This window comes from Janibacter sp. HTCC2649 (assembly GCF_000152705.1).
In the GTDB taxonomy this organism is placed as follows: Bacteria; Actinomycetota; Actinomycetes; order Actinomycetales; family Dermatophilaceae; genus Knoellia.
Genome location: NZ_AAMN01000014.1, coordinates 1 through 1029, shown reverse-complemented (window position 1 = coordinate 1029; position 1029 = coordinate 1). Strand labels below are relative to the sequence as shown.

The window sequence follows — 1029 nt, the reverse complement described above, 5'->3', positions numbered from 1 at the left end:
CGACGACCTCGCGAACACGCCGCTGAAGTCGACGACCACGGTGGCCATGGACTTCGGTCGCATCACCCTCGGCGACGACCTGGTCCTCTATCTGTTCGGCACTCCGGGGCAGCGTCGGTTCTGGTTCATGTGGGACGACCTGGTGCGTGGCGCGATCGGCGCCGTCATCCTGGTGGACACCCAGCGGCTCGACGAGGCGTTCGCCGCCGTCGACTATTTCGAGGCCAAGGGGTTGCCGTTCATCGTCGCCGTCAACGAGTTCGACGGTGCGCAGCGCTTCCACGTCGAGGACGTGCGTGAGGCGCTGGCGCTGCCTCCCAGCATCCCCGTACTCGCCATCGACGCGCGCGATCGTGAGTCGGCGAAGGCTGCGTTGGTCCGAGTGACCGAGTACGCACTCGACCAGATCATCGGCGGCCGAGAGTCCGCACCCGCCTCGCACTACTGAGGCCCCAAACCACTTCGTGCCCCGCACGGACACACCCACATCCACTTCGTGCCCCGCACGGACACACCCACATCCACTTCGTGCCCCGCACGGACACACAGCTCCGATGTCCGTGCGGGGCACGAAGACGCCCGACCCCCTCCACACCCAGACCGATGACCGTGCGGGGCACGAAGACGCCTGACCCCCGCCACACCCAGACCGATGTCCGTGCGGGGCACGAAGACGCCCAACCCCCTCCACACCCAGACCGAGGTCCGTGCGGGGCACGAAGACGCCCAACCTCCCCCATACCCAGACCGAGGTCCGTGCGGGGCAGCAAGCCGGTTGAGGGTCCGTAGGCCTCAGGAGCGGACGATGACGAACACGGCGCGGTCGTCGGCCTCGCCGGAGCGAGCGGACGAGACGACGGCGTCGGCGACGGAGTCACCACGTCGGATCATCGCCTCGGAGGCTGCACCGAGCATGCGGTCGGTGCCCTCGGACAGGTCGTGACCGCGCGACTCGATGATGCCGTCGGAGTAGATCATCAGCGCGTCGCCCATGGACAACGTGCCGTGGGTGCGGGCGAAGGTGACTCC

At 68.1% G+C, this 1029-nt stretch carries 2 protein-coding genes; one reads left to right on the top strand and one right to left on the bottom strand.

The features are described from left to right. Positions 1-448, top strand: a 448-nt coding sequence (locus JNB_RS00095; RefSeq protein WP_009774335.1) for an ATP/GTP-binding protein, incomplete at its 5' end; no start/stop codon positions are given. 344 nt (positions 449-792) lie between these two features. Here the strand turns inward: JNB_RS00095 and JNB_RS00090 are convergent. Then, on the bottom strand, positions 793-1029 hold a 237-nt coding region (locus JNB_RS00090), incomplete at its 5' end, for a SpoIIE family protein phosphatase (RefSeq protein ID WP_009774333.1).